The following is a 25,525-nucleotide window of genomic DNA, read 5'->3' on the forward strand; positions in this document are numbered from 1 at the left end:
CCTATGCTGTCTCTTTCACACTGTTCTGTACTTTGGCAAGAAGTTTCGGTGCCAGTATATTGGCAAGTACCAGTGCTGTAATGCCGGCTGCCAGTTTGCCGATAACGACCGGAAAAATCATATCTGAATTGACTCCCGCAGTAAATCCGAGATGATCACCGAAAACAAAAGCTGCCCCTACGGCAAATGCAACATTCAGCAGTTTACCTTTCGGATTCATCTCACCCATGATATTAAACATGGCAATATTATTGGCAAGCGTCGCCACCAGACCGGCGGATCCTGTTTCATCCATGCCAAGCGCACCGCCGATCTTATTCAGTGCCCTGCCAAACGTCTTCGTGATCCACTTCACCATCGGGAAGGCGCCGATCAGCACGATTGCAATCTGTCCGCAGACGAGAAGGCCTGACTCCAGCGGAACAACACCGTCCGCATCAGGAATCACCATGATATCAAACAGCGGAAGATGAATACCTGTCTGATATTCAAAAACTGCGATTGCCGTAAAGATTGTAATGATGACTGTCACTGCAGTACCGAATTTATTAAATCCTGAGATCATTTTCCCGGGAGCAAACCACAGTCCGATCACGATCAGACCGGCAATGATAATAACCGGTATCAGATTCACCAGAATCGTCAGTAAATTAATCTTATACGGTGTCAGATTCATCAGTAGCCCGCCTACAATACATCCAATAGGCACTGTGATAAGTCCTGCCAGAACTCCCGCCCCAAGATAAGGCCTGTCTTTTTTGGAAATGATGGACAGCGCGACCGGTATCGTAAAGACGATGGTCGGTCCCATCATCGTTCCCAGGATCAGCCCGGCAAAATTTCCGATCGCATCATTTCCCGCGAGCTGCATGGCAAGCGGGTATCCGCCCATGTCACATGCCAGAAGTGTTGTCGCAAACATGGAGGCATCCGCACCTACCAGCTGATAAAGCGGTACGATGATCGGCTTCAGCAGGATGGCAAGAACCGGAGCTGCGGCTACCACACCAGCCATTGCGATTGCCAGCGGTCCCATCGCCATAAATCCTTCATCAAACTGTTCTCCGTATCCGTGTTTATTTCCGCGGATCTTATCCACCGCACCCACAATCATAAAAATCATCATGATAAATATGATGACGGAGTTTATGGATAAGTGAGTTACCCATTCTCTTATGCTGTCCGTAAATACACTGAAATCTGTAATATGGTTCACTAGTTCCTGAAACATCCTTTTCCCTCCGTCTCATCAATTTCCTGTCCGTCAACAATACCGACGACCGCAGCGTCCACAGGCGCATCTGTTTCTCTCGCCATACTGCGTGCAGAACTGCCGCTTACGAATATCACCGTTTCTCCCATTCCGGCACCGATCGTATCGATCACCACAATCGGTGCTTCTTTTAAGGACTGGTCTGTCATGTCGATTGGCCTCACAAGGAGAAGTTTGTATCCAAGAAGCCGTTCTTCTTTTCTGGTCGCCCATATATTTCCAATTACAATTCCCGTCTTCAGAACGTCTCACCCGGCCTTTCTTTTTGTTTTCCAGGCCAGATCAGCGCGACATGTTTCTCGCGTGCACAGTCTTTTGCGAGTTCCGATACGAGTGCCTTTTCACACAGCTCGATCTCTGTGATTCCGCTTTTGTATGCTTCCATCACATCATGCTCCGTGAGCAGCCTTTTTTTCTGTTTCCATTTCTTTTCTTCCCGAAGCCGTTCCAAAACTCTTCTTACGACCTCATCAATCAGTGCGTCGTAATCCATCACATCGTCTCCTTACAGCCTGCAGTTCATGGCGATTCCCGCCGGGGTCACCAAAAACGGATGCTTTGGCTTTACTGTTAAAATCCCGGTTTCCCTTTCTATCACTTTTTCGATCCCGGTCAGACAGCAGGTTCCGCCGCACAGGTAAACAGCATCCGGGTTGTAAGTACCCGCACCGCGTCTGATAATAACTCCCATTTTTTCCAGGACCGGATGCACCACCGAAAGTACTTCTTCATGATTGCGGTCGTCCTGCTTAAAACGTTCCGCCTCGTCAAAAGTCATATGGTAATGACCCGCAAGCACCAATGATACATGTGTTCCGCCAGTCGGCTCATCATGAACATGTATAACTTTTCCATCTTTAAATACGGCTATTCCCGTTGTTCCGCCTCCGATATCTGCGACGACTCCGTCTCTGATACCGTAAACCGCGTTTGCCGCTGTCGGTTCATCCAACACATCAGTCACTTCAAATCCGGCACCCTCTGCAACGTACTGATGCGTCTTTACACTGCTCTCGGTGTCCGCAGGCATTGCGATAGCACAGTTTTGCAGGGCATGAGAAATCCTGGTCTCAAGCTTCTCTTTCAGTTCCCTGACGATCTGCAGTGCCTTTGTATAGTCCACCACCACCCCGTCACGCAGTACCTGTGCCGCCTGTTTTTCACATGCGACCGGATTGTTCTGAGCATCCAGCACAACCAGGACAATATATGCTGTCCCAAGGTCAACGCCGACTTTAAGCCCGTTACTCTGAGGGATCATGGCCTCGTACTCTGATTTTTCCACCTTCTCCAGATACGTATCGATTCGTTCCAGATCAGGATTCATCTGCTATGATCCTCCCAAGTGTAAATCCGCTGATCAATGCGGCATTGGCCTCATCAAAATCAATGTGCATTCTGGTCCTGAATTTTTCACTGATACGGATCACCACATCTCCATAGATAATGGGACGTTCAGAAAAAACGGCAACTTTCACGTGCTGATTATCCTTAAGGCCCAGAAGTCCTGCAGATTCTGGCGTCATGTGTACATGGTTCTGGGCAATGATGACTCCTTCTTTGATCTCAAGAGTCCCGCGAGGACCTTCGATCGTGATCGCACCGGAATCTTTCGTATCCCCCGACTGACGAACCGGAGCAGTTACGCCCAGTGAGATACAGTCACTTTTTGAAAGCTCCACCTGTGTTTCCTTCCGCAGCGGTCCGAGAACTGCTATCTTGTCTTTTCTTCCTTTTGGTCCGATTAAATTGACTCTTTCCTCTGAAAGATACTGTCCAATCTGTGAGAGATCACGCTTCGGTGTCAGCTTTGCGTCCGGCCCGAACAAAACTTTTATTGACCGTTCACACAGATGTACATGTCTTGCAGAGACTTCAACCTGTATCAGCCCCTCTTTCTGCATGACCTCCAGCACGGTCTGTACTGTCTGCTCCATCTTACTCCTCCTTATTCACTCCATAACCACCGCCCAGATACCTGCACATCATAATGTGCACGGCGCTTGACAGGCGGTTCAGCTCTTCCAGTATATCTTTTCTCATCACCTGTTCGCCCTGCAGAAATGCACCGGCTGCCGCGGTTTCTGTCTCCCGTACCGCCGTCCGCAGACGGTTCAGCAGTGCATGGACTGCTCCGAGACTGTAGTCCGGGGGAATCATCTGCTTTACCCCGTAAAATTTCAGCGGATCATGTGAACGTTCTCTTAACTGTGCATGGGTCAGGCCAATAATCATGTCATTTTTAAACGGCTCATCCAGCACATCACATTTCATCATTTCTCTGAGCACCCGCATGATATCCGAAAGATCTGCAATCAGTTCCTTCGGTCCCTGCACTGCCTCCAGCTGAATCTGGGTAAGCACTACAGTTGCCTCCAGTGTGTCAAGTTTTCCGCGGAATATAATGCGGGAGTGGTTTTTGGGTACCAGCAGATTTCCTGTAAGCTGTGTCATATGTTCCGGCTTCGCCGCATAACTCATACCCGTCTCATAGTCCGTATACCCTGTCGCTGCAGCTGCCGGTCTGGCCGCTGAATCATCCTTCTGATAACTGATCTCCACTTTCTGCTGCTGCAGGTATTCTTTTGCTGCCGGAGAGAGAATTTTTCCCTCCGGCACCTGAAATACCGGGACCCGGGATGTTTTCATCATATCCCGGACCATTGTCTCTGTGAATACTTTCACGTCTAACACCTCCCTTTATTCCCGCGGGCAACGAGCCAAAGTCAGGCTTGTTTGACTCTGGTGACTGCCGCGAGGGTCAAATACCCCGTAGCTTGCCGCGAGGTATTTGACTATTTGGGAAGGATACTCTCTACTTCCTCGTGTGGCCTTGGGATTACATGCAGGGAAATCAGCTCTCCCACGCGCTCTGCTGCCGCTGCGCCCGCATCTGTAGCCGCTTTCACTGCTCCCACATCTCCGCGAACCATGACTGTCACCAGTCCGCCTCCAACGTGCTCTTTGCCGATCAGCATAACATTTGCCGCTTTTACCATTGCATCAGCCGCCTCAATTGCTGCGACAAGTCCTTTTGTCTCAATCATACCTAAAGCCTGCATTGCTGCCATAATAATTCCTCCTTATCAAACTGCCTGAAGTTTTTCTATGATTTTTTTAACAATTGCATCCACTGATTCCCGTGAAACCTCAGAGTCACTGCAGATTCCTTCCGGGCACTTCGGTGCTTCCGCTCTGATCTCATCAATCTCTTTTGTTCCATATGCCACATAGCGCAGGTTGTAAAGATGCATTGGCCCTACATTTTCTGAAGTGGCACTTCCGCCGATGGCTCCGCATCCAAGCGTCAGGGCAGGCGCCAGATTTGTCGAACCTCCGATTCCTCCGATTGCACTTGAGGTATTCACCAGAAGCCGTGAAACCGGAATCCGTCTGGAAAAATAATCGACAATTTTTTCATCCTGGGTATGGATGGAAAATGTGTGTCCCGCACCTTCGTAGTACAGAATCTCCCTGCAGAGATCACATACCTCCACATAATCGCTGGCTGTGTAAAATCCAAGGATAGGAGCCAGTTTCTCATTCGAGTACGGATGGCCACGTCCGACACCGTCTTCTTTCGCAACGATCACCCGGGTATTTTCCGGAATCGTGAGTCCCGCCAGTTTGGCAATATGCTGCACATCCCGTCCTACGATCATCGGGTTCATCGTCCCGTTTGCACGCAGGATGAATTCTCCGAGTTTTTTCCGTTCCTGTTCGTTCAGAAAATAGGCCCCCTGGCGCTGCATCTCTTCCTTTACTGCCGCTTCCATCTCAAATGTGCATACCACCGACTGTTCCGACGCACAGATGGTTCCGTTGTCAAATGTCTTGGAATCCAGGATACGGCGTACGGCTGTTTTCAAATCTGCTGTCTTCTCGATGAATGCCGGACCATTTCCGGGGCCCACACCGATCGCCGGTGTCCCGGAAGAATAGGCTGCTCTTACCATCGCCGAGCCCCCTGTTGCCAGGATCATCGAGATATCCGGATGCTTCATCAGATTGTCGGTCGCCTGCATCGTCGGTATGGTGATGCAGGATACCAGGTCTTCATTTCCGCCCGCTTCGGCAAGTGCCTGACGGATGACTTTCACCGTCTCAAGGATACATTCCAAAGCATTCGGATGCGGTGAAAACACAATGGCATTGCCGGCTTTCACCGATATCAGCGCCTTGTAAAGTGCTGTTGAGGTCGGATTTGTAGAGGGTATCAACCCGGCAATCACACCGACCGGAACTGCCAGTGTCCGAAGTTTTTTCTCATTATCCCTGGACAGTTCCCCAATCGTTTTCATATCCTTGATATAATCATAGACACCCTTACTTGCAAATACATTTTTGATCACCTTATCTGCTGTCACTCCAAAGCCTGTTTCATTGTGGGCCATTTCTGCCAGTCTCTGTGCGTTACGCACCCCCGCGTGTGCTATGGATCTGACCAGACGATCCACATCCTGCTGATCTTTTTTACTCAGCTCTTCCTGTGCAGCTCTGGCCTTTTCCACCAGCTCCCGGACTTCCTGTACCGACAAAAGGTCTTTGTCATACAATTGCATACGTTATCACTCCTGTTCTTTTGCCTGTGCCGGCTTCGTTCTGACTGTCTTGTTTTTAACAGGCTTTTCTTCCGGAGACTGCTGCCCCTCTGTCGCCTGTAGTGCATCTGCCGGCTGTGCTTTTGCCGGCTGCTGCAAACTGTCGGCCGGCGGATTATCCTGTACCGGCTCCGGCACAGAAGTTGTCTCTGCTCCCAATATTTTCTCAAGCCCGCCGGCGGGTCTTGCGATAACATGCACCGCATTTACTGTCCCGGTGCGCGCTGCTGCGGACTGTGCCGCATCGACCGCAGCTTTGACAGCCCCAACATCACCATTTATCATGACAGTCACCAGACCTCCCTTGACAGGCTTCACTTCTGTCACATGCACATCAGCCGCTTTCAGTGCTGCGTCGAGCGCTTCCACAGCCGGAACCATTCCATATACTTCGATCATGCCTAATGCTTTCATTTTTTACCTCCGCAGGTTATCGGACTGGATTATCGGCTATTGATTCTACTGCCTGTGCAAATGCCTCACACGCAGATTTGCAGGCAGACTGTGTTCCTGTCAGAAGTCCGCCTCCGAAATTCGTCTCCGACGGAGGAGCATATAATACGCAGAGGCGTACATCTGCCGCCTTCAGAGCTGCATCCAGCCCATACAGGGATTCCAGCGGCGGCGCTATCAGATATGCCAGCGCTTCCCCTTTTCGGATTCCTGCACCCTCCGACAGATATGATCCTGTGCTTGAGACACAGTGGGCATAATATGCAATACTGTCATCCTCATTTGCTGAAACAAACGCCGCTTCATGTTCTATCGTGTACATCGCCTGCTCCAGTCCGCTTTTCACTTCATCCGGTGTGGGTCCGGCAAGAATGCCTATCACTTCCCCTGCCAGTTTGGTATTTGCGTTAGCCGCCCCCGCATAAAAGCTCTTGGCATAGACAACCGAGACATCCGCTTTTTTGGTCGCCTCATCAAGTGCTGTATATGTCACATCATCGCAGTCACTTGTCAGCAGTGCCACAGCTTTCTGCTCCTCTGTTAGAGACAGCTGTTTTGCAAGTTCAGGACTTACATTGGGGATCACCCTCGCCGCAAGTACCTTTGCTTTCAATAAATCGCCTTTCATCCGTCATCCCTCCTTTCTTAGATCCTCAGATCAGTTCCGCTCGCTTTTTTATCCAGAATCGTCTTGATAATATCAGCGATATGAGCGCCTGCCTCTGCCGGAATCGTTCCTTCTCTGTGAATATTGGATACGACTGTCCTTCTGGATTCCGGCATGCCAACCGTTGCCTTATATGCGATATAGGCTGACATGGATTCCGCCGTCAAAAGTCCCGGCCGTTCACCGATCAGCACACATGTGACATCTGCTCCCGTAAGCTCTGAGATCTGGTCCATCGCTCCAACGCGTCCGTACTTTACAAAAAATGGTGTGCCAGTTTCGATTCCGTAGCTTTTCAATCCCTGCAGGATACTCGGCAGCACATCTTTGGTGTTCGCCTCAACTGCCGCTGAGCTCAAGCCATCCGAAACATAAATCTGTACTTTGGGGTTTTTGGCACATTTTTCTTTGACAGTCTTAACTCCCTCTTCATTCAGCTTCCTGCCGAGATCCGGACGGGTCAGATAGACATCCTTATTCTCACACTGTGTCTGGACTGTAAACAGTCCGAGCTGTCCCACAAATTCAGGATCAACATCTGAAAATACGGCATCCTGAGCGGCAGAATGTGCTGCACGGAACTGCAGGTACGGCAGTGTCTTATAACGTGCCCCTGCCTTTCCGATGCCGAGCCGGCACGGTGCTGCCTGTTTGATCTCAAAATATGCTTCGCGGTTGAGCGGATGTTCTACCAGATACTGTCTGCGGATATCTACTTCCGATACATCCGGTATGCATCCTGCCTCGACGTGTTCTTTTACATCTTGTGTCCGGCGCACTGCCTGCTGTACACTGGCTTTCCCCTGACTGTCTTTTGTCACTTCCATTTCACCCAGCACCTGCTGGATAATATCACGCAGCTGTTTTTCATCCACCATGTCACATCCCTCCTTTGTCTGTCAGGAATACGGAAGCATCACCCGCCAGAGATGTCAGTCTTCCGTCTTTCGAGAATCCCATTTTTTCAAGCCATGCATCAAATTCAGGAATCGGACGCAGTCCGAAAATCTCCCGGAGCGCAGCAGCCTCATGATAACCGCTGCTCTGATACATCAGCATACAGTCATCGCCCTGCGGCACACCCATGATATAATTACAGCCCGCTGCCACTAGAAGCGCTGCCAGATTTTCCAGATCATTCTGATCAGCTTTCATATGGTTGGTATAACAGGTATCACATCCCATGGAAATTCCGCTTAGTTTTCCCATAAAATGATCTTCCAGACCTGCGCGGATCACCTGCTTTGAATTGTAAAGGTATTCCGGACCGATAAAACCGACTACCGTGTTTACCAGGAATGGGTGATACTTTTTGGCAAATCCATAGCATCTTGCCTCCATCGTAACCTGGTCCCATCCATGGTGTGCCTCGGAGGAGAGCTCTGATCCCTGCCCGGTCTCAAAATACATGACATTCGGTCCGGTCGAAGTCCCTTCCCGCATCATCATGTCATAACCCTCCTGAATCATTGTCCCGCTGATCCCAAACGCTTCATTACCTTTCTGGGATCCTGCAATCGACTGAAACATCAGATCCATCGGCGCATGAAATTTTTGAATCGCCTCCATCTGAGTCGTCACATGGGCCAATACACATATCTGAGTCGGAATTTCCCATTTATGCTTGAATTCATCAAAGCCTTTTAAGATACGTGCGACGCTCTCTGCAGAATCATCTACCGGGTTCAGCCCGAGTACCGCATCTCCGCATCCGAGACTGAATCCCTCCATGACAGAAGCCATAATTCCCTTTGGGTCATCCGTCGTATGATTGGGCTGAAGTCTTGAGGAAAATGTTCCCGGCAGACCGATCGTCGTGTTGCAGTGTGCAGTAATCCTGATCTTTTTAGCCGCATAGATCAGATCCAGATTTCCCATAAGCTTGCAGACTGCAGCGACGATCTCACTCGTAATGCCTCTGGATGCCCGTTTTATCATCTCCCCCGATGTACGCTCGTCCAGGATCCACTCCCGGAACTCTGCCACCGTCATATGCTCAAATTCCCGGTAGATGGATTCATTTACCCCATCCTGGATGATTCTTGTTACTTCGTCCTCCTCATACGGGACGGCCGGATGATTCCGGAGTTCTTTCAGGGTTATCTGTGAGAGAACTACTTTTGCCGCGACGCGTTCCTCCGCGGACTCAGCAGCTACACCCGCCAGCTTATCGCCGGACTTCTCTTCGTTGGCTTTCGCCATCACTTCCCTGAGAGACTGAAACTCATACGTATGTCCAAATAATGATGTCTTCAGAATCAATTTGTTCACTCTCCTTTCCTGTCATTCAGGAATTAAATATTAATGTTTTAATCACTACGGGGACAACTCTTCCCCCCGCTGCCGGCTCTCCGATGTCGAGGTAATCTCCGCTCCCGGCATGGATTCCGTCGATACATAAAACTTTCCTGCTGTTTTCCAGCATTACATTCAGTGCATTCCCCAGAACTTTCGCAATGTCATTTTCCATCACCAGGATCAGGGGATGTGTTTTCATCTTGTCTTTCAGAACATCAGCCAGTGTTGCTGCCAGCTCCTGAATCCTCACAAAATCCGTATGAAAATTTCCAGAAAATGAAACTGCGGCAAGACCCGGCTCTCCATTTTCACCGAACATGGGAAGCTGCGCAGCGATGGAATCTCGAAACGTCTCCAGATTCTGTTCATCCTGCTGCTCTACCCGAAGCACCGGAACGTTCTTCAGGGGAAGACAGTCTGAAACGTAGGATATTGTACTTCCACTCACTTCCGTCGTATGGGACCCCGCCCCCACAACGGTTGCCCGGATCGTCTCTCTGGCCGGATACCACGGTATACTGCCAAGAGAAGCATTACGGCTGATTGCTTCCGCCAGCAATACGCCGATATCCCCGAATCTGAAAACATCTTCACCGTCCGCCTCACGCATACACTCAGCCACACCGCCGGAGAACATAATTGCCCCGGCTTTGGGAGAATCTGTCATCTCCACACCGTCGTTTGTATACATCTTCCGGTGTATCCCGTCCGGCCTGGACAGATGTACTGCCATCGCCAGCTGTTCCGCCATGAGGTCGCAGACTTTTGACAACTTTTGAACGTCTGCTGGGTCTCCCACCTGTATATCTATACCGTGTGTCCTGGAAAGCGCCGTGATCTTGGGATAAATATAATCTACAACACCATCCGACACCTTAATCAGGCGTCCTCCAATATCCAGACACGCTGTTCCCCGGAGGCTTCCTTTTTCAAACAGTGCAATATTGCTGGTTCCTCCGCCAATATCAATATTGACCGCCGTGATACGTTTTTCTTCCGAAATCCGGTCTGCCCCGGCACCTTTGGCGGACAGAACCGATTCCAGGTCCGGACCCGCCACTGCCACCACGAAATCACCCGCCATATCACTCAGGGCTGCCAACACATCATCTGCGTTTTTCTTCCTGGCCGTCTCTCCTGTAATGATCACAGCTCCTGTCTTTAAATCTGCCGGTGTCATACCGGCAGCCTGATACTCCACACGTACGATTTCTTTCAGCTTCTCCACGTCAATGTCTGACTGTGTGGAGAGTGGTGTAAAATAAATCCGGCTTTTATAAATCACTTCTTTTTCAACAATGCCTATACGCGGCACTACATAACTGCTTGCCTGGTTTTCCATCGTCAGTCTGCAGAAAATGAGCTGGGTCGTCGAAGTCCCTACATCAATTCCCACACTGTATATCGACTCTCTCACAACACTCACCTCTTCCCGTCCTCCAGGAATGCAGCCAGCTCATAAAGCCCCTGGCCTTCTCTCGCACTGGTTACAAAGATCTTACTGGCTCCCGCCATCTTCAGAAAATTCTTTGCCCTTTCTGTCTGTTCCCCATCAGCCATATCGGCTTTTGATACAACTCCGACACAGGGCTTGTTAAATGAAGATGCATAACCCGGCGGGAACATGCTGTCCTCTGCCGCCGCTTCCTGTATAAAAAGAATCAGCTGTGCATCCGCCGCAGTCACGCTGAGCGCCCCGCGCATCCGCGGCCGTTCCAGATATTCTCCCGGCGTATCGAGAAATGTCTCATTGATGAGCTGCACACTCTGCGTTTTACAGTATTTCATATCCTGACTGCTCAGGCGCTGACACAGTGATGTCTTTCCTGACCCTGATTTTCCGATTAAAATAACTTTTTTCATGACCGGGTCACCGGAACAGACGCAAAACCCATGGATTCACACAGAACGTCCAGAACGCCCCCAAGTGCAGCCTCTACACCTGACACATCACCGCTGATCACCAGAGATCCGTTAAACCGGTCGATAAACCCAATAGAAATACCGGCCGCTTTACTGGCAACATCCGCTGCTATTATGGCGGCTTCACTCGGGGTGATCGTAAAGATCCCAATCGCACCCGGAGCGTCTGTCATGCCAAGCTTCGCGTAGAGTGTATCTACCGGGTGAGCAATGATATGTGCCAGCGTTACCTGCTTTCCCGGTACAAACTCCTGAACAATACGGGTTTTCTCCTGGTCTGTCATAGATTCATCACCTCTTTTTTATCAAAGCCTGCCGTCATAGGCATTCCGGAAAATGCCGATCAGATCATCGATCGTACATTTTCTTGGATTCGTCTTTGTACAGCCATCTGCATAGGCTGCCTGTGCCATTTCTTTTAAGTTTTCTTCGAATTCCTCCGCTGTCACGCCTGCCTCGGCAATCGTATTGGGGATATTCAGCTGTTTTCTGTATTGCCGTATCAGACGTATCAGATTAAAGACACTCTGTCTGCTGTCCCCGTTCTCAACTCCCATCATTTGGGCGATCAGTTCATATCGTCCGGCTGCTTTTGTGAGCCCCTCACGGTAACCTGAATTATATGAGATCACATAGGGCATCAGTATCCCGTTGACTTTTCCATGCGGCAGATGAAAATGCGCGCCAAGTGTGTGAGCCATACTGTGATTGATCCCAAGCCCTCCACTGCTGAACGCAATTCCCGCCAGGCATGATGCATTGTGCATTTTTTGACGCGCACACCGGTTATCCGGATGTGCAAAAACCTCCAGAAGATTTTCATGCACCATACGAATTGCTTTTTCGGCTGCGGCATCCGTGAAATCATTTGCCGTCTCAGAGACAAATGCTTCCATCGCATGCGTCAGCACATCAACCCCCGTATCAGCTGTCACTCCCGGAGGAACACTTAAAGTCAGCGACGCATCAAGAACCGCTATATCCGCCCGAAGCGCATCATCCGTCAGCGGATATTTAGCCTCTTTCAGAGGATCACTGATGACTGCAAACCGGCTGACCTCTGATCCCGTTCCGCTCGTCGTCGGTATCGCGATAAATCTGCACCCGTTTTGCGGTTTCTGCTTCTGCCCAAAAAACACCATTGCCTTTGCCGCGTCTATGGGTGAACCGCCTCCAAATGCAATCACAGCCTGCGGCTCCAGTGTCTCCATCTGCTCCATTCCCTTTGCTACCGTAGCAATATCCGGGTCTGCACGCACTTCGGAGAAAACCCCATACGTGATTCCGGCGTCTTCCAGTTGTTTCGTCACATAAGATATTTTTCCGCTCTCAGCCATAAAGCCGTCCGTCACGATAAATACCCTCTGTATGTCTTTTAACAGCTCTTTTAAATCGGCACTGCCAATGATAATTTCTGTTTTCAGACTAAACTGCTCCATGCCATTTCCCCGCTTCCTTTCATAATAAACAGACATCACATGAATGAAAGTCCAATGTCCGGGCATCTGTGCAAGCAAGCTTGCCCAACCGCCGTCCGGAACTTTCAATTCAAGTACGCTCCAGCGTACTTTCTGCGAGCCGCACGTCATGCCCTGCATGAACTCCTACATCTGTGCGACTCTGCAATCCGCCGGAGGCTTTATCCTGGAAGGAGACCAGACTCCCACCAGGACGGATTTGTTATTACTCACCACCTGTAGAAGTGAGAGTCTTATTTACTTACAAGATAAAACATGGGAATAGTATGTCTTTTTCTTTTGATTTTATGCGGTATTTCTGCTCATCGTCTAAAAAAGCGCACAAAAAAAGAGCTTCTTTTTCGAAACTCTTTTTTTGCGCGCTTTACTGCATCTTTTCTTTATAGTGATGTGCTTCTTCCAGCATCATATCCTTAACCTTCATCAGACGGATCTGTGTGCTTCGTTCATTCTCATCCAGCTTCATCGTAATATATTTAATATTCTTTTGGGTCTCGGGAATAATCACATGTTCCAGAGCATTTACGCGGCGCCTCGTCTTCTCGATCTCCGCCGCCATCAGCTGGCAGGATTTTTCACATTCCGCAAGCCTTATCATCTCAGGCAGTATGTCTGCCAGAGACCTGACTGCGTCATCCAGGTCACTGGAAGTAAACGCAAATCCATAAGAGTAGATATCATTGTCATCCGGCGTTCTGGTCCTGTAATCAAAGATGGGAATATCCACACTCATAATGTTCTTTTCATCCGGTTCCAGATAGACCTCCTGTTTCGGCGCCATCAGCGCAGTGTGCATCGCTTCCTCGGTCATACCTGCCTTTGCAATGACAAAGTTCTGGTTCGCTGACAGGATCCCCTGCTCCACACGCTGTCTCAGCTGCATATTCTCCCTGACCAGGTCCATGAACTGTCTCATGAGCTCATCACGTTTATCTTTCAGCAGTTTGTGGCCTCTCGTCGCCGTGACCAGCTTTTTCTTCAGTCTGGTCAGCTCCATTCGGGTTGGATTTACCTGTGCCTGTGCCAACTGCCATCACCCCTTTCCGATACACCCAAAGGGTGTTTTTTGCGTTACTCCTGTTCCTCATAGTACTGATCCAGGAATTTATCATCGATACGCTTCAGTTCACTCCTCGGCAGAATAGACAACAACTTCCATCCAATAGCCAGTGTCTCTTCAATATCGCGGTTTGTCATATAACCCTGGGAAATATACTCTTTCTCAAACGCATCTGCGAATTTCGCATAGATAAGGTCGATATCAGACAGTGCAGCCTCTCCCAAAATAACCATCAGCTCTTTCGCCTCTTTGCCGCGGGCATAAGCTGCAAACAACTGATTCATGGTATTAGAGTGGTCAGCTCTCGTCTTCCCCTCACCTATTCCCTTATCTTTCAGACGTGACAGGGACGGCAGTACATCAATTGGAGGCGTGACGCCCTTCCGGTATAGTTCACGGCTTAAGATAATCTGACCTTCTGTGATATACCCTGTTAAGTCAGGGATCGGATGAGTTTTATCATCCTCCGGCATCGTCAGGATCGGAATCATGGTGATACTGCCGTTCTTTCCATGCTGGCGCCCGGCTCTTTCATACAGAGAAGCCAGATCAGTATACATATATCCGGGATAGCCACGGCGCCCGGGAACTTCCTTTCGTGCCGCGGATACTTCACGAAGTGCATCCGCATAGTTTGTGATATCCGTCAGGATAACAAGAACATGCATATTCTTCTCAAACGCCAGGTATTCTGCAGCAGTCAGAGCCATTCGCGGTGTCGCAATACGCTCCACTGCCGGATCATTTGCCAGATTGACGAACAGTACTGTTCGGTCAATTGCTCCCGTCTCCTTAAAACTCTCAATAAAGAAATTGGATTCCTCGAATGTGATTCCCATCGCTGCAAATACAACGGCAAACGGTTCGTCTGTACCGCGTACTTTCGCCTGTCTTGCGATCTGAGCAGCCAGATTGGCATGCGGAAGACCGGAAGCAGAAAAGATCGGCAACTTCTGCCCTCTTACCAGCGTATTCAGTCCGTCAATTGCTGAAATTCCAGTCTGAATAAACTCCTCAGGGTAGGTCCTTGCTGCCGGATTCATCGGAAGTCCGTTGATATCCATTCTTGCATCCGGCAAAATCTGAGGACCGTCATCGATCGGTCTGCCCAGTCCGTCAAAGACCCTGCCCAGCATATCCTCAGATACACCGAGCTCCATACTTTTTCCCAGAAAACGCACTTTACTGTTGGAGAGATTGATACCGGTTGAACTCTCAAACAGCTGAACCAGCGCATCACTTCCGTTAATTTCAAGAACTTTACAACGGCGTATTTCACCGCTGGCAAGCTCAATCTCACCCAGTTCGTCATATGCTACATGTTCCACTCCCCGAACCAGCATCAAAGGGCCGGCGACTTCCTGAATTGTCCTATATTCTTTTGGCATCAGTCGTCCTCCTTCCCGATCAGTTTGGCAATTTCCTTCGTCAACTCTTCACTGACCAGTCGATATTCTTTTTCTATATCCGCCTCGTTCGTATACTTATACCGTCCGATTTTCTCACGGACAGCCATCTTGATCAGTCCCTGAATGGATGCGCCCTGTTCCAGTGCCTCCCTGGATTTCTCATAATAGCCAATTACAAGACGCATCATCAGAAGCTGCTTTTCCAGAGATGTGTACGTATCGATCTCGTGGAACGAGTTCTGATGCAGGAAGTCTTCGCGGATGGAACGCGCCGCTTCCATCTTAAGCCGGTCTGATGCAGACAGTGCATCCATACCGACCATCTTCACGATCTCCTCCAGCTCCGCCTCATCCTGCAAAAGACTCATCAATTTCTGCCGGTCCGAAATCCAGTCATCAGCCACATTGGCATCAAACCACGGTCCCAGACTGTCCAGATAAAGCGAATAACTCGTCAGCCAGTTGATCGCGGGAAAATGCCGTTTATAAGCAAGTGATGAATCCAGTCCCCAGAACACTTTTACGATACGAAGTGTCGCCTGGGATACCGGCTCGGAGATATCCCCTCCAGGAGGAGATACCGCACCGATCACAGACAGCGCACCTTCGCGTCCTTCCGTTCCGAGTGATATTACCTGGCCTGCACGTTCATAGAACTGCGCCAGGCGGCTTCCCAGATACGCCGGATATCCTTCTTCACCCGGCATCTCCTCCAGCCGTCCCGACATCTCACGGAGAGCCTCGGCCCATCGTGATGTGGAATCCGCCATCAACGCAACAGAATAACCCATATCACGGAAATATTCAGCGATTGTAATACCTGTATAAATAGATGCCTCTCGTGCCGCAACCGGCATATCTGAGGTATTTGCGATCAGAACTGTACGTTCCATCAAAGACTCACCGGTCTTGGGATCTTTCAGCTCCGGAAATTCATTCAAAACATCTGTCATCTCATTACCGCGCTCACCGCACCCGATATAGACGACAATGTCTGCCTCAGCCCATTTTGCGAGCTGATGCTGTATCACAGTCTTACCGCTTCCAAACGGCCCCGGAACTGCTGCTACCCCGCCTTTGGCAATCGGGAAAAATGTATCAACAACACGCTGTCCTGTCACCAGCGGCATTGTCGGCGGAAGTTTTTTCTGATAGGGGCGGCCGCGCCTTACCGGCCATTCCTGCATCATCTTCAGATTCTTTTCACCATCTGCAGAAGTAAGTACAGCCACAGTCTCTTCGACCGTAAACTCTCCTTCTCGGATTTCTTTGATCGTGCCTTTCATTCCAAACGGCACCATGATTTTCTGACACACGACGACGGTCTCCTGTACAGTCCCGATGACATCACCTTCCTGTACAACGTCGCCCACTTTGACAACAGGCTCGAACTTCCATTTTTTATCACGTTTCAGTGAAGGAACCTCCACCCCACGCTTTAGGTTGTTGCCGGATACTTTCATGATATCATCCAGCGGTCTCTGGATACCGTCGTAAATGCTGGAGATCAGACCAGGTCCAAGCTCCACAGACAGCGGAACCTCCATAGATTCAACAGGTTCACCAGGCCCCAGTCCTGAAGTCTCCTCGTATACCTGAATGGATGCCTGGTCTCCGTGTATTTCAATAATCTCTCCGATCAGTCGCTGGTTGCTGACACGCACAACATCAAACATGTTGGCGTCCCGCATTCCTTCCGCGATGACCAGAGGTCCTGCTACTTTCTTAATCGTGCCTCTGCTCATGTGCACTGCCACCCGCCTTTCTATCCATTATTCTCATCATCTCCGAACAGAATATCCGATCCAACTGCCTGTTCTACGGATTTTTTTACCCCTTTGATGCCGGCTCCCGTATTTCCCGACACTCCAGGTATCAGGATGATGGCCGGAAGCAGATTTTCTTTGTATTTTTCAATGAGCCCTTCGAGCTCGGCGGCCATCGCCTCTGTGATGTAAATCACACCGTATTTTCCTCCTGAAGCCAGCTGCTTCAGTATTTTCTCACCCTCTTCCCGGGTAGATACCGGAAATGTCTCAAGACCAAGCGTCGCGAACCCGAAGATGCTGTCATATGCACCCATAACTGCAATTCTAAACATACATTTCCCTTATCCTTTCCCGGATTGACTGCTCCGGAAAGTCATTGAGCTTGCCGGTCAGAATAATTCGCACCGTTTTTATTTCATTCTCCCTTGCCAGAATATAAGCGATCAGCGGTCCTATCGAAAATGGCTGGTATTTCTGGGGCCGGATCGTTTCGATCAGACGATTGTCACACCAGCATTCAAATGCTGAAGAAGACTGGCTCAGTGCCTCTGCCGCTTCTCTGAATCCTGCGGAAATCAGATATTCACAGATCGCCTCAAAGCTCTGGAGTGCCGCCTTGCAGAGTGTTTCGATATTCAGGCTTTCACACTCTGCCATGGATCGCTTCATAAATTCCAGGGATTTTTTTGTCCGCTGCGCGCGCACTGCAATCTTAATATCAGTGACTGCCACCAGCGATTCTGCATATTCTTTCACGATCCTGTCTTTTGACTGCTGTCCCGCCAGATAAATGGCTTTCAGCGCTGCCTGATCCAAAATCGCATCACAAAGCTGTCCATCCCGTGAATGCAGCAGTGTTTCGTATGCCTCTTTTGCCGGCTCCTGCATAAATACGGGAAGACTTAAGAAGTCCTTCTCCCGAATGATACGGAGCATCTCGTCACGCCCGATCGGGCATTCTTCATAAAATATATTTTGATTGATCTCTTCTGTGCAGACCTCTTTTATGGCCGCTTTCAGATTATGGAACAGATTCTGGTAGGACAATACATCGAATGGCTTCATATCTGAGACCATGCTCCGAATTGTCTCCCATGTTTTCTCCCGTTCCCGCTTTAATATCGCATCCGCGTCCGCCTCTCCCTGAGGGTCACCCCAGCCCCGTTCCTGCAGAAAAGCGATACAGCCTTCAAACGAATCGCAGGCTATCAGCTGTTCCAGCGTTGCCGCAGAGAACAGAGAAACTTCCAGGGCACGGATCCGCGCGACCGCATAGGTGTAATCAATATCAGACATGCATAACCCTCCTCGGTTCTAAGGCGCATCAGGAAAATAAAAATTCATGAACGCGGTCTACAAGCTGTTCCTGCTTCGTATCAAAAAGTGCCCGGAACGTACAGTTTTCTTCAATCCCTCCATAGATCAGGAGGAAGCCTCCCTCAATGTTCCCCGCTTCATCAGAAACTTTCAGGGAACCGCCTTTTTTAGCAGCAGTCATTTTTACTTTCGCCTTGAATCCAAACGGCAGCCTGGCGAGATCTTTTTTAGAGAAACATATAAGGCCCTCTTCTGGACGGATAAATTCTTCCAGCATCTTTTCGATGTATTCGAAATATGTCGAATCATCCGCATTCACCATCTCCTGATATGCTTTTTCTATCACATCCGAGATAAGTGCCTGTTTTGCCTTGAGAATTTCAGTCCTTTTCTGAAAGTCTGCCCGGGATTTTACACGCTCCCGGTAATTCCTGCAATCGGCATCTGATTGATTCAGAACAGCCGCTGCCTGTTTCTCTGCTTCTTCCCTCGCCGCATCTGTGATTTTCTTTGCCTCCACTTCAGCTGCTTTGATTTTCTGCTGAGCTACGCTGCTGGCTTCTTCCGCGATTTGCTTGATAATCTTATCCAATCCAGTCATCTATCAGCTCTCCTTTTTCTACCGGTTTATACAGGGATTCCAAAGATTGCAAGAATGGAAACCAGCAGAGCAAGAATCGCATATGTCTCCACCATCGCAGGGAACAGTATCGCTTTACCAAACTGTTCCGGTTTTTTTGCAATAATACCGATGGACGCTACTGCAGTCCTTCCCTGATTTCTTGCTGAGATCAGACCAACAATTCCGATAGGCAGGCAGGCTGCAAAGATCAAAAGACCGGTAGACAGACTGATGTCCGCCAGATTGCCTCCCAGCACACCTACCTTGGACAATGTCAAAAAGGCTACCAGAAGACCATATATACCCTGTGTACCGGGAAGCAGCTGAAGGATCAGCACCTTGGCAAATTTATCCGGATCCTCCGTCACTACACCTGCGGCTGCCTGACCTGCCACGCCGACACCGTACGCGGACCCCATGCCCGCAAGAATTACTGCAATCGCTGCTCCCGCTAATGCCCAAACAATACCACTCATAGAATTTTTTCCTCCTTGATATCTACATATTTTGTATTCTTTTTAAAGGGGTTGAATGCTCTTCCCCCGCCTTCATAAAACTTACCAAAAAACTCTACATACTGCAGACGGCAGGTATGCACATACGCGCCCAGCAGGTTGATTCCGATATTAAATGTGTGTCCGACGACAAAAACCAGAATAAACAGAATCGCACCCAGAACTCCTCCGCCCGCCATGCTGCCCATCTGATTGAATACCGAGGCCATTACGCCTGTGGCAAGCCCGAGAGCCAGCAGCCGGGAGTAAGACAAGATATCACTGAGCCAGCCCGTTATATTGTAAAGATCATAGGCTCCCAGTGCAATGCGGACACCAAAGTTTTTTGATGACCGTCCCGACATCAGCAGGATTCCAAGCGCACCTCCAAGAGCCAGAACTTTGCTTAAGGTAACCACCGCTGCCGGAAAATGAAATGTCATCTTGGAAATCGAAGCAAACATTTCCGTTGGAAGCAGCATCAGTACCAGTCCGACCAGCAGGCAGAACCACAGAACCACATCACAGAAGAAATCCATATACTTCCGGTCTCTCAGGCACATATATCCCTTCATTCCCAGCCCGGTGAAAAGATGGATCAGTCCGAACAGCATTGAATATACCAAAAGCTTCATAGGATCATCCAGCGGCACGAACCACAGTGCCGGTATCGTCACTTCATGGCCAAAGAAAGTCCCTGAGACAACTGTGATCAGATCTCCGAAGTATCCTCCAAACATGATTCCCCAGAACAATGTGGATACACCACACCAGAAGAACAACTGTACTGATTTTTTCAGGCTCTCACCCATTCTCGGGAATTTTACCAGCATCGCTCCGCAGGCTATCATCACGATCAATCCATACGCGGCATCCGAAAGCATCAGCCCGAACAGGAAAACATAAAAAATCGACATTACCATCGACGGATCTATCTCGCCTTTGCCAGGCAGTCCAAATGAAGCAAGCACACCTTCCGCAGACTGTGCGAATTTATTATTTTTCAGCAGAACCGGTGGCTCCTCTTTCTCCGAGACCTCTTCCAGTTCAGCCATCGCTTCAAAATTCCGGATCAGATCGTCTGCAACTGACTGTGCCTTTTCCTGGGGGATATAGCCACTGATAAAGAACACATTTTCTGTCTGCGGCAACTGTCCCAGTACCTCGTATTTATCGGCACGCATACGGAAATAATCAGCGGTAAGCTTCAGGTTCTGCCTTTCGTCCTGGCAGGCTGTAACTTTCTGCTTTAATTCCTGGATTTCCATCTCAAGTACCTGTTTCTCTTCCTCGAGCTTTTCCCTGACCACTGCCGGCTTCTTCCTCGGCAGCTGTGACGGGAAAGCAAATCCAATCGTACGAAGCGCCGTCTCAACCCGGATTCTGTCTGCCTTGATGCACATAACTGCCAGATAAGTAAAGTCTTTATCTGTTGAAATGATTTCAAAGTCTACCGCCTCCACCTCCGGTGCATGCTGTGCGAACACGGTATACAATTCTTCCAGAGTCATCACCTGCGGAAGTGTTCCGATCAGAATATCGGTCTGGCGTGTTCCCCTGTAACTCATGGGAATTCCAAGTGGCAGCCAGGGAGTCAGTCCTTCTATCTGTGTTTCCAGCTTCTGTATCCCTGCTATGTGTTCAGCGATTCCTTTTTCCAGATCTATCAGTTTTCTCGCTACAGCGATGTATCTATCCCGCTGTTCTATGACCCCTTCATACTGCCTCTGCCCAATCAGCGGCTTTCCTGCCAGGCTGGAAAACATTGACTGATTCTCAGGCAGATATTTCTGCAGTACTTCAAGTCCGCGCTCTGCCGTCTGCGCATATTTTAAGAAACCACTTCTGGAACCGGAAGTATCCATTCTGAAAAGCCCGCTGTCATCTTCCAGACGGATATCCACTTCAACAGCCCCGAGTGACTGCAGCCGTTCCAGTACTGCCTTCCTGTGCTTTTTGAGGGCACAGATTGAAATCCGCTGCATTTTCAATACTGCCATACCCGCATCCCTCCTTACTTTTTTATTTTTTCTCAGATTACCTCAGAAATCAGCAGCCGGACGGCTTCTGATTCTTTTTGGGATGCAGTCTCTTTCAAGCCTGCAATCAGCTTATCGGCTTCCTGCAGGGACTGTTCCTCCAGTATCTTTCCGTTCTCCTGTTCCGCCGCAAGGCGTCTGGACGCTTCTCCTCTGGCCTGTGCCATTCTCTCCGCCACAATTCGCACCGCATCTTCTTTTGCGTTCAGAATCATGGCCTGCGCCTTTTCCTCCGCTTCCTTTACGACTTCACCGGACTTTGTCTCCGCCTCTTTTACCACTTTAATCGTATCTTCTAACAACACCGTCACCACCCTTCTTACTATTACATAAATATACCTGAATGTTAAAAGTTTGTCAATCAATTAGCGAGCTTTTTTTTCTTTTTTTTCAAATTTACTGAATATTATACCAGAATTCCAGTATTTATCATAACCTATTTATGAAATCTTATCCGCAAAATTGTACGTTATAGTTTTATCAAAGAATATAGTCTCTGCAACATCCACTTTATGTAAATACTGCCCATAACAGAACAAAAAATGCACGGTTCCTGTAAACAGATCCATGCATTTTTTATTACATTTTTATTTATTAAATTATGCTTTAAATATCAATGCTTTTACCAGGATGCTGACACCTCCTAAAATGAATACCGCATTAATCAGGCGATTCGCTGTCTTCTCATTCAGGCGCAGATCGATCCTGCTTCCAATCAGGATTCCAAATACTGCCGCCGGTATAGAGAGCAGTGTGATTCCTACCGTGAACATACTGAACATGCCGTTTATCGCATACATAATAAGACGAAATACATTTTCAAACACAAAGATAAAACATACGTTAGCCCTGAATTGCTGCCTGTTTGCCACACGGCGTTCCAGATACGCCAGAAACAGCATATTGATTCCGAAGAGGCCGGAGAGAAAACCGGAGATCACGGAAATAAATCCCATGATAACAGGGTTATTTTTTGTGGTTATTTCCTGATCCCGCTTTCTTGTGAGCATCTCCACTCCCAGTCCGATGATCAATACGCCTAGCAGGGCTTTTATAATCCATGGGGATCCAACTTTTAAAAATAAAATGCCCGGAACCACACCGACCATGATACAGACGGCGATCGGCAATGCGAGCCCCGGCAAAAATGATTTTCTGTTCTTCACAGACATATAAATATTGACACAGGTATCTACCGGAAGCACTCCCGGAGTGATAAACTTATTATCAATTCTCATTGCCATAACGGGATTTGCTATCAATGGATTGCCAAACCCGACAAGCCCTTTAATAATATAACCGATAAACTGCGCAACAAAAATCAGGATTCCCAGCTCCCATGTCATTTTCATATTTACCTCCCCCGCCGTATTCACTGCGGCTAATATCAGGGATGAGTGAAAGCTTTCTCTCACTCTTGTCTCCCCCAAATCGCATTTTCCGTCAAATGAAATAAAGATGCCACGCAGCACTATGTCTTCATGGCATCTTTTCCTGCTTGTTCTGTATTAAGTTTACCCCTGCATTTTAGTATGTGCAAGCGCTTTTCTATCATTTGATCAAATTGTGCAGAAAATCGAAAGTTTTATCCTATCTCTACATTCTCATTGCGCAGTTCGGCAACCACTTCTTTCAGCCTGCGGCTGTAATACCTGTAGTTCTCAAGCGGTGTGTGCGGTGCTGCCTGATGGTCTGTGCATACGATACACCCGCCCTGTTTGATTACCGGGCGCAGACGGTCCAGTTCTGCCTCAATGGCCTCTTTTCCGTCAATAATGCACAGCTTGTTAAATCCGCCGATGAATTTCAGTGTCGGGAACTGTTCCCTTACTTTTACGATATCCACCCCCGCGTTTACATCAACCGGGAGCACACCGTCCAGCCCGCATTCCAGGATTTTCGGGATCATGATCGTGAAGTCGCCGTCTGTGTCCATGATCACGTTCTGCACACCGCGTTCTTTCAGGAACGGGATGATCTCCTTATAGTATGGGGTCATAAATTCCTCAAAGATATCCGGGGAGATCATCGGTCCTGTCTTTCCGCTCAGGTCCTCCTCAAAGAATACCAGGCTCGGCGTCACGATCTTCAGGATACCGTCCAGATGCTCTTTGTATACGTCGGTCACGAAACGGCAGATGTCCTGCAGTACTTCCGGCTCATCATAGTAAGCATACAGCTGCTCCTCATTTCCCATCAGGAACCGTGGCGTCCAGAAGAATCCGCTGACACGCAGTCTCACTACGAAGTCCTTGTTTTTGCAGCCCTCCCGGTATTTTCCGTAAGCCTTCTCCATGTTCTCCGGCGTGAGGTGAATCTTGATCTGTTCCTGAATATGTGCCTTGTACTCCAGCCAGTCTTCCATACAGGTCACCACCGGTTTTACGGGCGTTACGAGGCTGCCGTCTTTCGGATATTTCCGCACCCAGCCGTCACGGTCCCTTTTGATCACGTACTCATCCGTCTCTTCCCTGATCTCCTCTTCGTAAGAGATGAACGGGATACGGAAAGCAATGCGGATTACCGGGTCCCATCCAAGTCCTGTCTCGTGGCGGAAGACCGGCTCTGCCATCATGGTATTGTAATAATCCTGCCATGGCTCATACGGTTCGTTGAAAGCATACAGGTTGTCGGTCGGCAGTGTTGCAAAATGTACCTGCTCCAGAAAACCTGTGTCATATCCCTGCTCTGCCCAGTTGGCCACTGTCTTGTCCCATGGATACATACTCTCCTCGATACATCCGCGGTCCAGGCCTTCGTTTGAAAAACTTAACGTTGCAACTTCTCTCTCCCATGCATTCATTGTCTTTTTCTCCTTTCAATTACCTTTGATAATATGTTTTTATTTTTTGTTCAAGCACAAAACATAGTCACAGAAAAAAATACCTTTCAAAAAAATCCGTACAACTTATTCATTTTATAATTTCCTATGAAAGCCCTTGTTTTCTGCATTTTTTCCTTGTTTCTATATTGAGTATAGCATGATTTCCATTTGCCATGTGAGCACAATACAACACGATACTAGCACAATACGCAAATATTTTTTTACTCTTATTTAATGTAGGAAAGACCCTGCGATTCAACTTTTATCACAAGGTCTTTCCGCTCTTAGCCGGAGTAAAAGACTATAGGAAATTACTATGCTTTTCTTGCGTTCTTTCTCATATCCATCGCAACCGCTCCGACGATGATGAGGCCCTTGATGATATTACTGAAGTTGTCATTCACTCCGATCAGTACCAGGCCGTTGTTGATGACTCCCAGGATCAGGATACCGCACAGCACTCCTGTCACGCGGCAGATTCCTCCCGTATGGGATGTCCCCCCGACCGTCGCCGCTGCGATTGCATCCAGCTCGTAGTTCAAACCGGAGTTTGCAGGGTCCGCTGATCCCGCACGCCCTGCCAGCAGGATTCCGCCGAGGGCTGCACAGGCGCCGCACCATACGTATGTCAGCACCAGGTTTCTCTCTACGTTGATACCCGCTACACGCGCCGCCTGGTCATTTCCGCCGATCGCATATAAGCTCTTTCCGAATCGGGTCTGCCCAAGGATAAAGGCTGCGATCCCGAAGACGATCAAAAATACCACGATGATGATCGGGATCGGCCCGATCTTCCCGCTTCCCAGCACGCGGTAGCCGTCCGACAGGTTCGATACCGGGCGCGTCGTGAAGATCTTCGCCGCCGCACGGCAGATCAGCTGGCCGCCCAGCGTCGCGATGAATGCCGGCATCTTCGTGTACGCAATCAGCGCACCCTGGATCGCCCCGATGGCGATACCCATCACCATGCCGAGCAGGATTGCCACAATCGCCGGTACCTGCACGCCGAAGTTTGCCAGCGCTTTTGTTGCCAGGTCCACCGGCTGTACCAGCGCACCGGTCACACACGCGATCAGCGCCGCGGATGCCCCGATCGACAGGTCGATGCCTCGCGTCAGGATCGCAAATGCCACACCGAACGCCATGATCCCCTTGATGGACTCTCCCGTCAGCAGGGTCCGCAGGTTGGCAATCGTTAAGAATTTCGGGTTGATGATACTTACAAGGATGACCAGGACGATCAGCACGATCCAGATCATATTATCAGATAAGCGTTTCTTTGTTTTCGCGTTCATTTG

At 49.2% G+C, this 25,525-nt stretch carries 28 protein-coding genes; all 28 read right to left on the reverse strand.

All coding sequences use genetic code 11. The annotated features are described in order from the left end of the window. Nucleotide 1 precedes the first annotated feature (1 nt). Complete coding sequence (locus MCG98_RS17990; RefSeq protein ID WP_240303232.1) at nt 2–1,231, reverse strand: ethanolamine utilization protein EutH; 1,230 nt, start codon at nt 1,229–1,231, stop codon at nt 2–4. Then, entirely contained in the window at nt 1,216–1,515 is a 300-nt protein-coding gene (locus MCG98_RS17995; RefSeq protein ID WP_240303478.1) for a EutN/CcmL family microcompartment protein, read from the reverse strand. The genes MCG98_RS17990 and MCG98_RS17995 overlap by 16 nt, the downstream gene beginning before the upstream one ends. Next, nucleotides 1,512–1,766, reverse strand: a complete 255-nt coding sequence (locus tag MCG98_RS18000) for a hypothetical protein (protein WP_240303233.1) — start codon at nt 1,764–1,766, stop codon at nt 1,512–1,514. The genes MCG98_RS17995 and MCG98_RS18000 overlap by 4 nt, the downstream gene beginning before the upstream one ends. Before the next feature lie 12 nt (nt 1,767–1,778). Then, on the reverse strand, nt 1,779–2,600 hold the full coding sequence (eutJ, locus tag MCG98_RS18005) for an ethanolamine utilization protein EutJ (protein WP_240303234.1): 822 nt from the start codon (nt 2,598–2,600) through the stop codon (nt 1,779–1,781). Further along, nucleotides 2,590–3,210, reverse strand: a complete 621-nt coding sequence (gene pduL / locus MCG98_RS18010; RefSeq protein ID WP_240303235.1) for a phosphate propanoyltransferase — start codon at nt 3,208–3,210, stop codon at nt 2,590–2,592. The genes eutJ and pduL overlap by 11 nt, the downstream gene beginning before the upstream one ends. A 1-nt stretch (nt 3,211) precedes the next feature. Next, nucleotides 3,212–3,958 (reverse strand): ATP-binding protein, encoded by a 747-nt coding sequence (locus MCG98_RS18015; protein ID WP_240303236.1) that lies wholly within the window; start codon nt 3,956–3,958, stop codon nt 3,212–3,214. 110 nt (nt 3,959–4,068) lie between these two features. Next, nucleotides 4,069–4,344 carry an ethanolamine utilization microcompartment protein EutM gene (eutM, locus tag MCG98_RS18020; RefSeq protein WP_028529092.1) on the reverse strand — a complete coding sequence of 92 codons (276 nt, stop codon included), beginning with the start codon at nt 4,342–4,344 and terminating at the stop codon, nt 4,069–4,071. 15 nt (nt 4,345–4,359) lie between these two features. Next, a complete protein-coding gene (locus tag MCG98_RS18025; protein ID WP_240303237.1) occupies nt 4,360–5,835 on the reverse strand; it encodes an acetaldehyde dehydrogenase (acetylating) in 1,476 nt (491 codons plus the stop codon). 6 nt (nt 5,836–5,841) lie between these two features. Next, nucleotides 5,842–6,288, reverse strand: coding sequence for a BMC domain-containing protein (locus MCG98_RS18900; protein ID WP_275891348.1), 447 nt, complete (start codon nt 6,286–6,288; stop codon nt 5,842–5,844). 16 nt (nt 6,289–6,304) lie between these two features. Next, nucleotides 6,305–6,955, reverse strand: coding sequence for an ethanolamine utilization microcompartment protein EutL (eutL, locus tag MCG98_RS18035; RefSeq protein ID WP_240303238.1), 651 nt, complete (start codon nt 6,953–6,955; stop codon nt 6,305–6,307). A 17-nt stretch (nt 6,956–6,972) separates the two neighbouring features. Then, a complete protein-coding gene (gene eutC, locus MCG98_RS18040) occupies nt 6,973–7,869 on the reverse strand; it encodes an ethanolamine ammonia-lyase subunit EutC (RefSeq protein WP_240303479.1) in 897 nt (298 codons plus the stop codon). A gap of 4 nt (nt 7,870–7,873) precedes the next feature. Further along, nucleotides 7,874–9,256, reverse strand: coding sequence for an ethanolamine ammonia-lyase subunit EutB (locus MCG98_RS18045; RefSeq protein ID WP_240303480.1), 1,383 nt, complete (start codon nt 9,254–9,256; stop codon nt 7,874–7,876). A gap of 25 nt (nt 9,257–9,281) precedes the next feature. After that, entirely contained in the window at nt 9,282–10,709 is a 1,428-nt protein-coding gene (locus MCG98_RS18050; RefSeq protein ID WP_240303239.1) for an ethanolamine ammonia-lyase reactivating factor EutA, read from the reverse strand. A 5-nt stretch (nt 10,710–10,714) separates the two neighbouring features. Next, nucleotides 10,715–11,155, reverse strand: coding sequence for a EutP/PduV family microcompartment system protein (eutP, locus tag MCG98_RS18055; protein ID WP_240303240.1), 441 nt, complete (start codon nt 11,153–11,155; stop codon nt 10,715–10,717). Further along, entirely contained in the window at nt 11,152–11,499 is a 348-nt protein-coding gene (locus tag MCG98_RS18060; RefSeq protein WP_240303241.1) for a BMC domain-containing protein, read from the reverse strand. Before MCG98_RS18060 ends, eutP begins: the two co-directional genes overlap by 4 nt. 21 nt (nt 11,500–11,520) lie before the next feature. Then, on the reverse strand, nt 11,521–12,813 hold the full coding sequence (locus MCG98_RS18065; RefSeq protein WP_345891699.1) for a 1-propanol dehydrogenase PduQ: 1,293 nt from the start codon (nt 12,811–12,813) through the stop codon (nt 11,521–11,523). Nucleotides 12,814–13,057: 244 nt separating this feature from the next. Further along, on the reverse strand, nt 13,058–13,720 hold the full coding sequence (locus MCG98_RS18070; protein WP_240303242.1) for a V-type ATP synthase subunit D: 663 nt from the start codon (nt 13,718–13,720) through the stop codon (nt 13,058–13,060). Nucleotides 13,721–13,764: 44 nt separating this feature from the next. Next, nucleotides 13,765–15,141, reverse strand: a complete 1,377-nt coding sequence (locus MCG98_RS18075; RefSeq protein ID WP_240303243.1) for a V-type ATP synthase subunit B — start codon at nt 15,139–15,141, stop codon at nt 13,765–13,767. Next, a complete protein-coding gene (locus tag MCG98_RS18080; RefSeq protein WP_240303244.1) occupies nt 15,141–16,907 on the reverse strand; it encodes a V-type ATP synthase subunit A in 1,767 nt (588 codons plus the stop codon). Before MCG98_RS18080 ends, MCG98_RS18075 begins: the two co-directional genes overlap by 1 nt. 20 nt (nt 16,908–16,927) lie before the next feature. After that, nucleotides 16,928–17,263, reverse strand: a complete 336-nt coding sequence (locus MCG98_RS18085; RefSeq protein WP_028529081.1) for a V-type ATP synthase subunit F — start codon at nt 17,261–17,263, stop codon at nt 16,928–16,930. Further along, a complete protein-coding gene (locus MCG98_RS18090) occupies nt 17,256–18,227 on the reverse strand; it encodes a V-type ATPase subunit (RefSeq protein WP_240303245.1) in 972 nt (323 codons plus the stop codon). The genes MCG98_RS18085 and MCG98_RS18090 overlap by 8 nt, the downstream gene beginning before the upstream one ends. A 28-nt stretch (nt 18,228–18,255) precedes the next feature. Further along, nucleotides 18,256–18,849, reverse strand: a complete 594-nt coding sequence (locus MCG98_RS18095) for a V-type ATP synthase subunit E (RefSeq protein WP_240303246.1) — start codon at nt 18,847–18,849, stop codon at nt 18,256–18,258. A gap of 26 nt (nt 18,850–18,875) precedes the next feature. Continuing rightward, nucleotides 18,876–19,346: a V-type ATP synthase subunit K gene (locus tag MCG98_RS18100; RefSeq protein ID WP_240303247.1), complete on the reverse strand. Its 471-nt coding sequence runs from the start codon at nt 19,344–19,346 to the stop codon at nt 18,876–18,878. Then, the gene (locus MCG98_RS18105) at nt 19,343–21,364 is read right to left on the reverse strand and encodes a V-type ATP synthase subunit I (protein WP_240303248.1); all 2,022 of its coding nucleotides are present in this window, start codon (nt 21,362–21,364) and stop codon (nt 19,343–19,345) included. Before MCG98_RS18105 ends, MCG98_RS18100 begins: the two co-directional genes overlap by 4 nt. Nucleotides 21,365–21,396: 32 nt before the next feature. Continuing rightward, nucleotides 21,397–21,708 (reverse strand): hypothetical protein, encoded by a 312-nt coding sequence (locus MCG98_RS18110; protein WP_240303249.1) that lies wholly within the window; start codon nt 21,706–21,708, stop codon nt 21,397–21,399. A 294-nt stretch (nt 21,709–22,002) separates the two neighbouring features. Further along, nucleotides 22,003–22,755: a sulfite exporter TauE/SafE family protein gene (locus MCG98_RS18115; protein ID WP_240303250.1), complete on the reverse strand. Its 753-nt coding sequence runs from the start codon at nt 22,753–22,755 to the stop codon at nt 22,003–22,005. A gap of 233 nt (nt 22,756–22,988) precedes the next feature. After that, entirely contained in the window at nt 22,989–24,206 is a 1,218-nt protein-coding gene (locus tag MCG98_RS18120; protein ID WP_240303251.1) for a uroporphyrinogen decarboxylase family protein, read from the reverse strand. A gap of 335 nt (nt 24,207–24,541) precedes the next feature. Then, entirely contained in the window at nt 24,542–25,522 is a 981-nt protein-coding gene (locus MCG98_RS18125) for a hypothetical protein (protein WP_240303252.1), read from the reverse strand. Between the last annotated feature and the right edge of the window lie 3 nt (nt 25,523–25,525).

The organism is Ruminococcus sp. OA3, from assembly GCF_022440845.1.
Taxonomy (GTDB): domain Bacteria; phylum Bacillota; class Clostridia; order Lachnospirales; family Lachnospiraceae; genus Ruminococcus_G.

Bases quoted from the DNA above. Each gene is read 5' to 3' on its own strand.
- MCG98_RS18120 (WP_240303251.1), bottom strand. From the start codon at position 24,206: ATGAATGCATGGGAGAGAGAAGTTGCAACGTTAAGTTTTTCAAACGAA.
- MCG98_RS18090 (WP_240303245.1), bottom strand. From the start codon at position 18,227: ATGTCTGATATTGATTACACCTATGCGGTCGCGCGGATCCGTGCCCTG.
- MCG98_RS18080 (WP_240303244.1), bottom strand. From the start codon at position 16,907: ATGAGCAGAGGCACGATTAAGAAAGTAGCAGGACCTCTGGTCATCGCG.
- MCG98_RS18075 (WP_240303243.1), bottom strand. From the start codon at position 15,141: ATGCCAAAAGAATATAGGACAATTCAGGAAGTCGCCGGCCCTTTGATG.
- MCG98_RS18900 (WP_275891348.1), bottom strand. From the start codon at position 6,288: ATGAAAGCATTAGGCATGATCGAAGTATATGGAATGGTTCCGGCTGTG.
- MCG98_RS18125 (WP_240303252.1), bottom strand. From the start codon at position 25,522: ATGAACGCGAAAACAAAGAAACGCTTATCTGATAATATGATCTGGATC.
- MCG98_RS18060 (WP_240303241.1), bottom strand. From the start codon at position 11,499: ATGACAGACCAGGAGAAAACCCGTATTGTTCAGGAGTTTGTACCGGGA.
- MCG98_RS18065 (WP_345891699.1), bottom strand. From the start codon at position 12,813: ATGCAGGGCATGACGTGCGGCTCGCAGAAAGTACGCTGGAGCGTACTT.
- MCG98_RS18000 (WP_240303233.1), bottom strand. From the start codon at position 1,766: ATGGATTACGACGCACTGATTGATGAGGTCGTAAGAAGAGTTTTGGAA.
- MCG98_RS18095 (WP_240303246.1), bottom strand. From the start codon at position 18,849: ATGACTGGATTGGATAAGATTATCAAGCAAATCGCGGAAGAAGCCAGC.
- eutM (WP_028529092.1), bottom strand. From the start codon at position 4,344: ATGGCAGCAATGCAGGCTTTAGGTATGATTGAGACAAAAGGACTTGTC.
- MCG98_RS18100 (WP_240303247.1), bottom strand. From the start codon at position 19,346: ATGAGTGGTATTGTTTGGGCATTAGCGGGAGCAGCGATTGCAGTAATT.
- MCG98_RS18025 (WP_240303237.1), bottom strand. From the start codon at position 5,835: ATGCAATTGTATGACAAAGACCTTTTGTCGGTACAGGAAGTCCGGGAG.
- MCG98_RS18115 (WP_240303250.1), bottom strand. From the start codon at position 22,755: ATGAAAATGACATGGGAGCTGGGAATCCTGATTTTTGTTGCGCAGTTT.
- MCG98_RS17990 (WP_240303232.1), bottom strand. From the start codon at position 1,231: ATGTTTCAGGAACTAGTGAACCATATTACAGATTTCAGTGTATTTACG.
- eutL (WP_240303238.1), bottom strand. From the start codon at position 6,955: ATGAAAGGCGATTTATTGAAAGCAAAGGTACTTGCGGCGAGGGTGATC.
- eutP (WP_240303240.1), bottom strand. From the start codon at position 11,155: ATGAAAAAAGTTATTTTAATCGGAAAATCAGGGTCAGGAAAGACATCA.
- eutJ (WP_240303234.1), bottom strand. From the start codon at position 2,600: ATGAATCCTGATCTGGAACGAATCGATACGTATCTGGAGAAGGTGGAA.
- MCG98_RS18085 (WP_028529081.1), bottom strand. From the start codon at position 17,263: ATGTTTAGAATTGCAGTTATGGGTGCATATGACAGCATCTTCGGGTTC.
- pduL (WP_240303235.1), bottom strand. From the start codon at position 3,210: ATGGAGCAGACAGTACAGACCGTGCTGGAGGTCATGCAGAAAGAGGGG.
- MCG98_RS18105 (WP_240303248.1), bottom strand. From the start codon at position 21,364: ATGGCAGTATTGAAAATGCAGCGGATTTCAATCTGTGCCCTCAAAAAG.